The sequence below is a fragment of the Achromobacter semiaridum genome, from assembly GCF_053543755.1.
Map to the genome: position 1 here is coordinate 90660 of NZ_JBLVOL010000031.1, position 11181 is coordinate 101840.

Consider the following 11181-nt stretch of genomic DNA (forward strand, 5'->3'; position numbering starts at 1 on the left):
GGGGGGGGGCCCGCCCACGCCTCTGTTCTTATTGCTCTGTGCGGCTTACTGCTTGCTGCTTGCTGCTTACTGCTTGCGCAATTCCTCCAGCAAGGCCAGCGCGCGGTCGGTGCGCACGTCTTTTTCCTGCGCCATGCGCTTGGCCACGGCGTCGATCTCGGCACCCACGGCGCCCGCCACCAAAGCGATGTTGCGCGCATGCAGCGCCATGTGGCCGCGCTGAATGCCTTCGGTGGCCAAGGCGCGCAGCGCGCCCAGATTCTGCGCCAAGCCCACGGCCACCGCCACCTGGCCCAGCTCATCCGCCGAGCGCACGTCCATGATCTTCAACGCCAGGCGGGCCAGCGGATGCGTCTTGGTCGCGCCGCCCACCAGACCCACCGGCATGGGCATTTCGATGGTGCCGACCAAGGCGCCGGACGTGTCTTTCTCCCATTGCGTCAGGGAGGTATAGCGGCCCGAACGCGCGGCATAGGCGTGCGCGCCGGCTTCCACCGCGCGCCAGTCATTGCCGGTGGCGACGATGACGGGGTCGATGCCGTTCATGATTCCCTTGTTGTGCGTTGCGGCGCGGTACGGGTCCACGGCGGCAAACGTGTAGGCGTCCAGCACGCCTTCGATGATCTCGGCGCCGCTGCGTTCCTTGGTGTCCAGCACCTGGGGCGTCAAGCGCACGCGGGCGCGTGCCAGCCGCAGGTCAGCCAGGTTGGACAGGATGCGCAAGCGCACCGAACCGCCGGTGATCGTTTCCACCAGCGGGGCCACGGCTTCGGCCATGGTGTTGACGGTGTTGGCGCCCATGGCGTCGCGCACGTCCACGATCAGGTGCAGCACGATCATCGGGCCGCGCGGCGTATCGGGGAACACATGCACGTCTATGTCCTGGCAGCCGCCGCCCAGTTCGATCAGCACCTTGTCGCGGCTGTTGGCCAGGGTCAGGATGCGCTCGCGTTCGCGCAGCAGCGCCAGCCGCGCGCCATGCGGGTCGGTCAGGCCCAGCACCTGCACCTGGGCCCGCATCAACGGGCGGGTGCTGGACGTTTCAAAGCCGCCGCTCTCGCGCGCCAGCTTGGCCATGTAGGACGCCGCCGCCACCACCGACGGCTCTTCCACCGCCATGGGCACCAGCACGTCGCGCCCATTGATCTGGAAGTTGCCGGCCACGCCCATCGGCAGTTCAAACGTGCCGATGACGTTTTCGATCATGCCGTCGGCGCGGTCCAGCGCCAGCGCGCCGGGCCGGGCCAGCAGTTGCTGTTCTTCGGGCGTCAGCGAAGCGGCTTTGGCGATGGCGCCAAGGCGCTCGGCGGGGGTCAGTGCGCGGAAGTTGGGTAGGCGTGAATCGGCCACGATGGCAGGTCTCCGTATTGGTGTTAGGTGGCCTGATTCTAGGTAAACTGTACCGCTATTGAGAGGTACAGTTTTGCCAAACAGTACCATCGCACTGCACCAATTTTGGGCGGCGCCCGACGCAAGAATGTACCTATGGAAGATTCAGGCATGACCGGAAGACGGCCGCGCGCGGCGCCCATCGCCGAGAGCTTGGCCAAGCTGATCGGGCAGCAGATTGCCGATGGCGTGTACCGGCCCGGCGACAAGCTGCCGTCGCTGCGCGAGCTATCGCAGCTGCATCGCTACGCCAAGAACACGGTGGTGGTGGCGTTTGAAATGCTGGTGGCGCGCGGCTTGGTGGAACCGCGCCGGGGCTCCGGCTTTTTCGTGCTGGACGGAGACTACGCGCGCAAGGCGGCGGATGAAGAACCGGGCCAGCTAAGCCGCGCCATGGACATCGTCTGGCTGATGCGCGAACAGCTCAAGACGCAGCCCGATGCGGTGCAGGCGGGCGACGGCTTTCCGCCCGTGGAATGGCTGGCCGACATGCGCATGGACCGCTATCACCAGAAGGTGGTGCGCACCGGTCTGGGCGCCTTGTTCCGCTATGGCAGCCGCTTTGGCTATGCGCCGCTGCGCGAAAGCCTGGTGCGCAAGCTGGGCGACGTGGGGGTGAACGTGGCGCCGTCGCAGTTGGTGCTGACGCATGGCGCGAACGAGGCCATGGACCTGGTGATCCGCTACTTCGTGCCGCCGGGCGGCACGGTATTGGTCGACAACCCGGGCTATTACCCGTTGTTCGGCAAGCTGAAGCTGGCGGGCGTGCGCATGCTGGGCGTGCCCCGCTTGCCGGACGGCCCCGACGTGGCCGCGCTGGAAGCCTTGTTGCAGCGCGAGAAGCCGCGCCTGTTCTTCACGCAATCGCTGGCGCACAACCCAACCGGTTCCGATATTTCTTTGGCCAAGGCGTACAAGGTGCTGCAACTGGCCGAGCGCCATAACCTGATGATCGTCGAGAACGACGCGCTGGCGGACTTCAAGCCCACCTCGGCCGTGCGGCTGTCGGCGCTGGACCAGCTGGAACGCACGATCTACATCGGCAGCTTTTCAAAGTCGTTTTCGGCGGCGTTGCGGGTGGGCTTTATCGGCTGCAACGCGGCCTTGGCCAGCGACCTGGCCGACCTGAAAGCCCTGGTGCACGTCAGTAGTTCGGAATATTGCGAACGCATGGTGGACGTGATGCTGCGCGACGGGCATTACGAACGGCATCTTGCGCGCTTGCGCCAGCGGCTGGAAGCGGCCACGGGCAACGCCTTGCAGGTGCTGGATTCGCTGGGCGCGCAGGTCTTTGCGCGGCCGTCGCGGTCGATGTACCTGTGGGCGGCGTTTCCCGGCGTGGATGATTCCCTGACGCTGGCCGCAGAGCTGATGCCGGAGAAGGTCATCATGGCGCCGGGCCGCGTGTTCAGCGTGGACCCCACGGCGGTGTCGCCGTGGTCGCGATGCAATGTGGGCGCGATCGGGTCACCGCGCTTTCACGCGACGTTGGCGGCGGCGTTGGCGCGGCGGTGATGGGGGGCGCGGTGGCGGCGAGGCAAAGGTGATATGGCGGCGATGTGGCGTCAGCGATACGCAAAGCCCTCAAACAGCTGCTCCATGCGCGCCTGCGCCCGAGTCGTCAGCGCCCGCGCCGGCGGCGTGCCCGGCGAACTGCGCGCGGCCTGCACGGCAAAGCGCCGCACGCCACGGCGGGCCAACGCATCGGCCAGTGCCAGCAGCCGCGTTTCGTCCAGCCAGTCCGGATGCCAGGTAATCCGGCATTCAAACGCTTTGCCGGCCGACAGCAACTGCGTCAGGCACGCCATCGCGGGGCGTTGCGAATCCCGCCGACCGGTGATGTCGTCGTACCCTTGCGCGTCGGCCTTGATGTCCAGGCCTACCCAATCCAGATGGCGCAAGACGTCTGCCAGACGCAGCGGGTAAATGCCCGCCGTATGCAGCCCGACCCGATAACCCATGCGACGCACATCGCGGATCAATGACGGCAGGCGCGGTTCGGATAGCGGCTCGCCGCCCGAGAACACCACCGCATCCAACAAGCCCGCACGACTTTCCAGGAACGACCGGGCATCGCGCCAGTCGTAGCGGGCCGTGCGGGTTTGCAGTTCGGTGTTGTGGCAGTAATGGCAACGCCACGGGCAGCCGGAAATGAAGACGACCGCCGCCAGTTGCCCCGGCCAGTCCACGCTGGAAAACGGTACCAGGCCGCCGATGGCGGGCGCGTGCCGAGGCAGCGCTTCGGCCACCGGCTGCGGCGGCGCGCAGTAGGCGGGCCGGACGGCCAGCCTGCGCGTGCCGGGCGGCGTTTGTGCCGGTGCGCCCTCAGGCGCGTTGCTCGACGAAGAAGCGGCGTTCATTGAATTCGCCTTGTTTGCCGGTGTTGAAGGAAGCAACGGGGCGGTGATACCCCATTACGCGGGTCCAGACTTCGCAGCGCACGCGCCGGCTGTCGTCCAGCGACAAGGCGGGGCCATCGTCAGCGGTGGCCGCGGGGGCGCGGGCGGGCAGGGTCAAGGTTTGCATCAGGAAACTCCTTGCATCGGTAAAAGGTTGAAGATCAACGCTTGCGATCAAGCATCGAGGTCAAGCATCAAGCATCAAGTCGCCGCGCAGCATGCGGCCTGTTTGGCCAGCAGTTCGGCATCGCACTTGGGACAAAACTCGTGGTGCCCGGCCAGATAGCCGTGGTTGGGGCAGATGGAAAACGTGGGCGTGACGGTGATGTACGGCAACCGGAAATTCGACAGCGCGCGGCGCACCAGCTGCTTGCACGCCTGCGCCGACGAGACGGCCTCGTTCATGTACAAGTGCAGCACGGTGCCTCCGGTGTATTTGCCTTGCAGCGTTTCCTGCAATTGCAGCGCGTGAAACGGGTCGTCGGTATGGCCCACCGGCAGCTGGCTGGAATTGGTGTAGTACGGCTGCGCGTCGGTGCCTGCCTGCAAGATGCCGGCAAAGCGCTTGCGGTCTTCGCGCGCGAAACGGTACGTGGTGCCTTCGGCGGGCGTGGCCTCCAGGTTGTACAGGTGCCCTGTCTGTTCCTGGAATTCGGTCATGCGGGCGCGCACGCGGTCCAGCAATCGCACCGCCAGCGCGTGGCCGGCCGGTGTGGTGACATCGTCGGCATCGTTCGTGAAGTTGCGGATCATCTCGTTGATGCCGTTCACGCCCAAGGTGCTGAAGTGGTTGCGCAGGGTGCCCAGGTAGCGGCGCGTGTACGGGTACAGGCCTTCGTCGATATAGCGTTGCACCACGGCGCGCTTGGTTTCCAGGACGTCACGGCCCAAGTCCAGCAGGGTGTCCAGGCGCTGCATCAAGCGGCCTTCGTCGCCCTGGCAGGTGTAGCCCAGCCGCGCGCAATTGACCGTCACCACGCCGACGGAACCGGTCTGCTCGGCGGAACCGAACAGGCCGTTGCCGCGCTTGAGCAATTCGCGCAGGTCCAGTTGCAGGCGGCAGCACATCGACCGCACCATGTGCGGCTCCAGATCGGAATTCAGGAAATTCTGGAAGTACGGCAGGCCGTAGCGCGCCGTCATTTCGAACAGGCGGTCGGTGTTGGGATGGTCCCAATCGAAATCCGGCGTGATGTTGTAGGTGGGAATCGGGAAGGTGAACACGCGCCCCTTGGCGTCGCCGGCCATCATCACTTCGATGTAGGCGCGGTTGATCATGTCCATTTCGTGTTGCAGGTCGCCGTAGGAAAACGGCATTTCCTCGCCGCCCACATAGGGCACTTGTTCTTGCAGGTCGGCCGGGCAAGTCCAGTCGAAGGTCAGGTTGGTGAAGGGCGTTTGTGTGCCCCAGCGGCTGGGCACGTTCAAGTTGAAGATCAGTTCCTGCATGGCCTGCTTGACGTCGGCGTAGGTCATGGCGTCGCGCCGGATGAAGGGCGCCATGTAGGTGTCGAATGAACTGAACGCCTGCGCGCCGGCCCATTCGTTTTGCAGCGTGCCCAGAAAGTTGACGATCTGGCCGATGGCCGCCGACATATGCTTGGGCGGCGTGGATTCCACCTTGCCGGGTACGCCGTTGAAGCCTTCGGTCAGCAACTGGCGCAACGACCAGCCGGCGCAATAGCCGCTAAGCATGTCCAGGTCGTGAATGTGGAAGTCGCCATCGCGATGCGCCTGGCCGGCCTCGGGCGTGAAGACGTGCGAAAGCCAGTAGTTGGCCGTGACCTTGCCGGCCACGTTCAGGATCAGGCCGCCCAGGCTGTAGCCCTGATTGGCGTTAGCGTTGACCCGCCAGTCGCGCCGATCCAGGTATTCCTCCATGGCGCTTTCCACGTCCACGAGCTTGGCGCGGTCGAAGGCCACGGGGGGAACGTCGCGGGGAAGAGGGGGCTGAAGAAGCATTGCTGACACCATATGTAGTAGGGTGTCAAAACTCTATCACCACATATGGTGGGCAAAGCGGTTTTTTGCGCTGGACGGCGGCGCGATGTCAGGCCGGCTTGATACGGGTCAAATGCACGGGCGGCAACGGGCAAATCGCAATGTTGCCGTGTCGGGCGCGGGGCCTCAGAAGCCGATGCCGATACCCACCAGTGAAATCGCCATCGCCAGCGCGGCGGTGCGGGCGGCGGGGCGCGGCGCCCAAGACAGCATGCCGACCCATAGCAACGCACCGGCGGACAGCCAACCCAGCCACGCCACGACGCCCACCGTGTTGCCCCACAGGCCCACGCAAGGCAGCAGGGCCAGGGCCAACAGCAGCGCGCCGGCGCCACGCAGCACGCGGGTGTGACCGGCCGACGGGTCGCGTCCCCACACCTGGTCATAGTGACGCGGCATGGCCAGGCTTAGGCACGCCATGCCGGAATAGGTCAACAGCAATGCCATCGCAATGCCGAATAGGTCGTTCGTGTTCATGCCGCGGCCTTGTGATTCGCGCGAGGGGTGCGCTGGGCAGGCGCGGATTGCGGCTTCTTCCACAACCGGATCGCCGCCCACGCGGATAGTACGCCAAAGGCGACGGCGGTCAGCTCAACGCCCGCGCTTTCCCAATCGCCACGGCCGATCTGCGCCACGGCGTGGTCGCCCAACGTGGCGAACGACACCAGCGGCAGCAGCAGGCACAGGGCAGACAGCAAGCCTAGCTGCGTGATCCACGCGGCGCGCGGGCGAGTCAGCCACGCGTGCGCCAACATCAACGCCCACAAGCCGAAAAAGCAGCGCAGTTCCCACAGCGCGCGGTTTTCCAGTGCAACAGGCAATAGCCGATTGGCCCAGAAAAAGCCGATGCACGCCACCGCCAGTCCGGCCAACGCGGCCACGTTCAAGCCTTCAAACAGCCGGTATATGCGCGCCGTGGCGGCACCGAATTCATCGCCCGCCTTGGCGCGCCGTTTCGCCATGAACAGCACGGCCCCCGTGCCCATCATCGCGGCGCCGGCCAGGCCGCACACGAAGTACAGCCACTTCATGGCCAGCCCGCCAAATGGCGCCATGTGCAGGTCATTCATCACCTGGCGCACCACCGCCGGCGCGCCGCCGTTGACGCCGCCTGCCGGGCGCATGCGCAGCACCTGGCCGGTGGTGCCCTGGAATTCGACCATGCCGGTTGTGGCGCTGATGTTGCGCTGTGCGTCGCCGGCTTCGTTCCAGCCGTAAACGGCGATGCGCATCGAGGTGTCTTCGGGGTTCTGGATGACGACGGCGCGGGCGCTTTGGCCGATCATGGCTTCGGCGCGCGCCACCATCGGTTCCAGCGGCGGCATGGCCATGGCCTGGCCCGAGCGCAGCGGTTTTTCCTCGCCCTGCATTTCGGCCAGATACAGGCGCATGGCATCCATGCCGGCGCCGTAATGGGCGGCGACCGGCGCGGGCATCAGCTGCGCGCTGGATATCACGATGCCGGTATAGGCAATCATGAATTGAAAGGGCAGCGTCAATACGGCCACCGCGTTGTGCGCATCCAGCCACGACCGCTGGCCCTTCTTGGGGCGGAAGGTGAAAAAGTCCTTGAAGATGCGTTTGTGCGTGACCACGCCGGACACCAGCGCCACCAGCATCGCCATCGTGGCAAACGCCACCACCCACAGGCCGAAGCGGCTTTCATGCAGCATGTAGTGGAAGTTCACGAAGTGCGTGCCGCCCAGCGTGGCGCGGCCTTCGTCGTCGTGGTGATCGGCAAGCTCGGCGCCCGTCACCGGGTCCAGTTCGGCCTCGGCGTACATGCCGTTCTTGTCAAACCAGTAAACCGACAAGCCGTTGTCATGGCCCCGGTTAACCGGCCAGAACTCCCACATGCCCGCGCCCGCGTGGTGTTTGGCCATGTAGTCCACCGCCAGGTCCAGCCGGCGCGCGCGGTCCACCGGCGTGCTGGCCTGGGACGCCGACGCGGCTTCGGCGGCCTGGTGCTCGGGCGTCATCCAGTGGGTGATGGGTTCGGCGAAAAGGGCAAGCGAACCGGTCAGGAACACCGTGTACAGCAGCCACGAAAACCATAGGCCGACCCAGGTGTGCAACCAGGCCATTGACAGGCGGAAACCGGATTTCAGAGGGGGCCTCTTGTTGTGGATTGCCGCCACGAGCGGGCCGGCAAGGATCTTGTATTGAGAATGGTTCCAATTCTAAGCGAATCGGGGACGTTGTTGTGGTGCGTTATGGCGTCGGATGGGCACGACGCTTGCTGAAGGACCGTTTCATGCTGGCAGGTGCGCGCTCGCGGGCCAGAGCCGGCATTGATCCCCATGGACACAAGGAGCCCCTGATGAAACGCAAAGCGGCAGACGCCAAACAAATCAATGAATTGCTTTACCAGGCCCTGGAAACCGAGATCGGCGGCTTGACGGTGTATGAGACCGCCGTGTCCTGTGCCGTGAATGAAGACCTGAAGAAAGAGTGGAAGGAATACCTGGAAGAAACGCGGACGCACCAACGTGTGCTTTTGACCGTGTTTGAACAACTGGGACTTGACCCCGCGCAGCAGACGCCGGGCCGCGAGGTGGTGCGCCACCTGGGGGAATCGCTGGTCAAGGCCATGAAGGTGGCCATCAACGCCGGCGACCCTGACGCCGCGCAACTGGTGGCGACCGAATGCGTGGTGCTGGCCGAAACCAAGGACCATTCCAACTGGTCGCTGATCGGGCTGCTGGCCGACCAGCATTCCGGCAAGGAAGCCGCCATCTTGAAGCAGGCCTATGACGCGGTGGCGCTGGACGAAGAGCATCACCTGTATCACACGCAGGGCTGGTCGCGCGAACTGTGGGTGGAATCGTTGGGCCTGCCCGCCGTGCTGCCGCCGCCTGAAGAAGTCAAACAAGTGAAATCCGCCATTGGCGCGTCGCGCGCCGAGCAGGCCCGCGGCGAAATGCTCAAACACTAGGAGAGCCTTGATGGCAAGCAAGAAACCCGTAAACAAGGGCGCGGCCGGCGCCGTCGACACCGCCTATATGAATACCGACAGCGGCCCGGCCGCCGGCCCCGCGGGCAAACCGGTACACCCGGCGCTAAAGCGCGCGGCCGCCGTGGGCGCCACGGTTGCATCCCTGCCGCACAACGCCAACAAGGCCGCCGAGTACGGCGAGGAAGGCGCGCGCTGCCCCTATGCCGGCGCGCACACGACGCCGCCGGACCCGTCCGTGGGCGCCAGTTCGTTGTCGGAATCGGAAGCCAACGCCAAGACGGGCGATGCCGCCGAACCCGGCGTCAACGCGGTGGATGGCCGCCTGGGTCGCGTGCGCGCCGATGGCAGCGGCCAGGTGCTGACGACCAACCAGGGCGTGCCGATTGCCGACAACCAGCATTCGCTGAAAGCCGGCCTGCGCGGCCCCGCCTTGTTGAAAGACTTCATCCTGCGTGAAAAGATTACGCACTTCGATCACGAGCGCATTCCTGAACGCATCGTGCACGCGCGCGGTTCAGCGGCGCACGGCTACTTCGAATGCTATCGGCCGTTGACCGACCTGACCGCCGCGTCGCTGTTCGCTGAAAAGGGCAAGCGCACGCCGGTGTTCGTGCGCTTTTCCACGGTAGCCGGCGAACGCGGTTCCAAGGACACGGCGCGCGACGTGCGCGGCTTTGCCGTCAAGTTCTATACCGACGAAGGCAACTGGGACCTGGTGGGCAACAACATGCCGGTGTTCTTCATCCAGGACGCGATGAAGTTCCCTGACCTGGTGCACGCCGTCAAGCCGGAGCCGCATCACGGCATGCCCCAGGCCGCGTCGGCGCACGACACGTTTTGGGACTTTGTGTCGCTGATGCCGGAATCGACCCACATGCTGATGTGGCTGATGTCCGACCGCGCCATTCCGCGCAGCTACCGGATGATGCAGGGTTTTGGCGTGCACACGTTCCGCTTCGTGAACGCGCGCGGCGAATCGCGGCTGGTGAAATTCCACTGGACGCCGATCCTGGGTACGCATTCGCAAGTTTGGGACGAGGCGGTCAAGGTGTCCGGCGCCGACCCGGACTTCCACCGCCGCGACCTGTGGGAAGCCATCGACGCGGGCAAGGGCCCTGAGTGGGAACTGGGCGTGCAGATCTTCACGGAAGAACAAGCCGACAGCTTCAGCTTCGATGTGCTGGACGCCACCAAGATCGTGCCGGAAGAACTGGTGCCCATCGTGCCGATCGGCCGCATGGTGCTGGACCGCAACCCGGACAACTTCTTTGCCGAGACCGAGCAGGTGGCATTCTGCACGGCGCACGTGGTGCCGGGCGTGGACTTCACCAACGACCCGCTGCTGGCCGGCCGCATCCATTCCTATGTGGATACGCAGATCTCGCGGCTGGGCGGCCCGAACTTCCACGAAATTCCCATCAACGCGCCCGTGGCGCCGGTGCACAACAACCAGCGCGATGGCATGCACCGCCAGGCGATTCATCGCGGTCGCGTGGCGTACGAGCCGAACTCGTTGGCGGGCGGGTGTCCGTTCCAGGCCGGCATGGAAGGCTATGTGCCGTTTCCCGAGCCGATCGCGGGCGACGAATTGCGCGGCCATCCCGAAAAGTTCGCCGAGCACTACAACCAGGCCACGCTGTTCTACAACAGCCAGACCGAATGGGAAAAGCGCCACATCGTGCACGCGTTCTCGTTTGAACTGAGCAAGGTGACGGTGCCCGCCATTCGCCAGCGCATGGTGGCGTCGCTGCGTAACGTGTCTGATGAATTGGCGCAGGGTGTGGCCGATCAGCTGGGCATGGTCTTGCCCGACCCGCTGCCGCGCGCCATTGCACAGCCCCCCAAGCCGGAGGTCGAGGTGTCGCCCGCGCTGTCGTTGACGGCAAGGCCGGGTGACGGCAACGTGGCCACGCGCAAGGTGGCGATTCTGGTGGCCGAGGGCGTGGACGAAGGCGCCGTGTCGGCCGTGGCCGACGCGCTGATCCAGGCCGGCGTGGTGGTGCGCTTGGTAGGCCAGCGCATCGGGCCGGTGCAGTCCGAAGGTGGCGGCATGCTGGATGCCGACGCGTCGCTGGACAACCACCCGTCCACGCTGTTTGACGGCGCCGTGGTGCCCGGGGGCGACGCCGCCGTAGCGCGCTTGCAAGCGGACGGCCGCGCGCTGGAATTCCTGCGCGATGCCTTCCGGCATGGCAAGACGTTGTTGGGGTTGGGGCGCGGCGGGCAGCTGTTCGGCTCGGCGGGGATCGCGCCCGATGAGGCCGACGAAGGGTTGTTGATGGGCGGCGGCGCACCCGCGAAAAGCGCAACGGCGTTCATCAAGGCGCTGGCCAAGCATCGGCACCCCGAACGCGAAACGATGCCGCCCATGGTCTGACGCCGACTGTTTTGCAGGCCGCGTGTGCGGCCTGTATCGGCGCCTGGTCATGCACGCTT

General features: G+C 65.5%; 8 protein-coding genes and 1 pseudogene. 3 read left to right on the forward strand and 6 right to left on the reverse strand.

Features of this window, described 5'->3' with window-relative positions:
• Positions 1 to 66: 66 nt before the first annotated feature.
• The gene (locus ACNPP0_RS10065; RefSeq protein WP_332608946.1) at positions 67 to 1353 is read right to left on the reverse strand and encodes a hydroxymethylglutaryl-CoA reductase; all 1287 of its coding nucleotides are present in this window, start codon (positions 1351 to 1353) and stop codon (positions 67 to 69) included.
• Positions 1354 to 1500: 147 nt separating this feature from the next.
• Between ACNPP0_RS10065 and ACNPP0_RS10070 the strand changes: the two genes are divergently transcribed.
• Complete coding sequence (locus tag ACNPP0_RS10070) at positions 1501 to 2904, forward strand: aminotransferase-like domain-containing protein (RefSeq protein ID WP_448705779.1); 1404 nt, start codon at positions 1501 to 1503, stop codon at positions 2902 to 2904.
• 50 nt (positions 2905 to 2954) lie between these two features.
• Here ACNPP0_RS10070 and ACNPP0_RS10075 read toward each other — a convergent pair whose 3' ends face one another.
• The 5 genes and pseudogenes from ACNPP0_RS10075 to ACNPP0_RS10095 form a co-directional block, all read right to left on the reverse strand.
• Complete coding sequence (locus ACNPP0_RS10075) at positions 2955 to 3749, reverse strand: anaerobic ribonucleoside-triphosphate reductase activating protein (RefSeq protein ID WP_448705780.1); 795 nt, start codon at positions 3747 to 3749, stop codon at positions 2955 to 2957.
• A complete protein-coding gene (gene nrdD / locus ACNPP0_RS10080) occupies positions 3715 to 3915 on the reverse strand; it encodes an anaerobic ribonucleoside-triphosphate reductase (RefSeq protein ID WP_448705781.1) in 201 nt (66 codons plus the stop codon). The genes ACNPP0_RS10075 and nrdD overlap by 35 nt, the downstream gene beginning before the upstream one ends.
• 74 nt (positions 3916 to 3989) lie before the next feature.
• Positions 3990 to 5699, reverse strand: a pseudogene (locus ACNPP0_RS10085) (ribonucleoside triphosphate reductase); the annotation flags it as partial.
• A gap of 216 nt (positions 5700 to 5915) precedes the next feature.
• Entirely contained in the window at positions 5916 to 6266 is a 351-nt protein-coding gene (locus ACNPP0_RS10090) for a DUF3325 domain-containing protein (RefSeq protein WP_332608394.1), read from the reverse strand.
• Positions 6263 to 7873, reverse strand: a complete 1611-nt coding sequence (locus ACNPP0_RS10095; protein WP_448705782.1) for a PepSY-associated TM helix domain-containing protein — start codon at positions 7871 to 7873, stop codon at positions 6263 to 6265. Before ACNPP0_RS10095 ends, ACNPP0_RS10090 begins: the two co-directional genes overlap by 4 nt.
• Positions 7874 to 8109: 236 nt before the next feature.
• On the opposite strand from ACNPP0_RS10095, the gene ACNPP0_RS10100 reads away from it, so the two are divergent.
• A complete protein-coding gene (locus ACNPP0_RS10100; protein ID WP_448705783.1) occupies positions 8110 to 8724 on the forward strand; it encodes a hypothetical protein in 615 nt (204 codons plus the stop codon).
• A 10-nt stretch (positions 8725 to 8734) separates the two neighbouring features.
• Positions 8735 to 11122 carry a catalase gene (locus ACNPP0_RS10105; RefSeq protein WP_332608391.1) on the forward strand — a complete coding sequence of 796 codons (2388 nt, stop codon included), beginning with the start codon at positions 8735 to 8737 and terminating at the stop codon, positions 11120 to 11122.
• The last annotated feature ends 59 nt before the right edge of the window (positions 11123 to 11181 follow it).

Excerpts from the sequence above, each read along its gene's own strand:
- ACNPP0_RS10095 (WP_448705782.1), bottom strand. The coding sequence starts at position 7,873 with ATGGCCTGGTTGCACACCTGGGTCGGCCTATGGTTTTCGTGGCTGCTG.
- nrdD (WP_448705781.1), bottom strand. The coding sequence starts at position 3,915 with ATGCAAACCTTGACCCTGCCCGCCCGCGCCCCCGCGGCCACCGCTGAC.
- ACNPP0_RS10105 (WP_332608391.1), top strand. The coding sequence starts at position 8,735 with ATGGCAAGCAAGAAACCCGTAAACAAGGGCGCGGCCGGCGCCGTCGAC.
- ACNPP0_RS10090 (WP_332608394.1), bottom strand. The coding sequence starts at position 6,266 with ATGAACACGAACGACCTATTCGGCATTGCGATGGCATTGCTGTTGACC.
- ACNPP0_RS10070 (WP_448705779.1), top strand. The coding sequence starts at position 1,501 with ATGACCGGAAGACGGCCGCGCGCGGCGCCCATCGCCGAGAGCTTGGCC.
- ACNPP0_RS10075 (WP_448705780.1), bottom strand. The coding sequence starts at position 3,749 with ATGAACGCCGCTTCTTCGTCGAGCAACGCGCCTGAGGGCGCACCGGCA.
- ACNPP0_RS10100 (WP_448705783.1), top strand. The coding sequence starts at position 8,110 with ATGAAACGCAAAGCGGCAGACGCCAAACAAATCAATGAATTGCTTTAC.